The following is a 455-nucleotide window of genomic DNA, read 5'->3' as shown; positions in this document are numbered from 1 at the left end:
GACGGCCAGTGCCGTAATTTTGAGTCGCCGACATAATGAACTATTCCGTTAAAACTTCAGTTCTTGGGGCTGCTGAGCAGTATGAGGGTGTACAGCGCCCGCATAGACTTTCAGCTTACGATACATGTCGCGACCCAGCGGGTTCTTAGGCAGCATGCCTTTGACCGCAGTCTCGATCACGCGCTCAGGGGCTTTAGCGATCAGCTTTTCGAAGTTGATCGACTTGATGCCGCCCGGGAAACCGGAGTGGGAGTAGTAGATCTTGTCGGTGGTTTTAGCACCAGTTACACGAATCTGCTCGGCATTGATAACGACGATGTAATCGCCGGTGTCAACGTGAGGAGTGTACTCAGCTTTATGCTTGCCACGCAGACGGCTCGCGATTTCGGTGGCCAGACGACCCAGGGTCTGACCTGCAGCGTCGACGACAAACCAGTCGCGCTGTACTGTTTCCG

Annotated in this window: 1 protein-coding gene; it reads right to left on the bottom strand. The window is 54.3% G+C overall.

What is annotated here, in order from left to right:
- Positions 1–48: 48 nt before the first annotated feature.
- Positions 49–455, bottom strand: a 407-nt coding sequence (gene rplM, locus ACIQV9_RS26620; RefSeq protein WP_403107781.1) for a 50S ribosomal protein L13, incomplete at its 5' end; no start/stop codon positions are given.

It is taken from the genome of Pseudomonas sp. NPDC099000 (genome assembly GCF_044759925.1).
Taxonomy (GTDB): Bacteria; Pseudomonadota; Gammaproteobacteria; order Pseudomonadales; family Pseudomonadaceae; genus Aquipseudomonas.
Note: the sequence above shows the minus strand (reverse complement) of the source record. Positions and strands in the feature narration are given on the sequence as shown.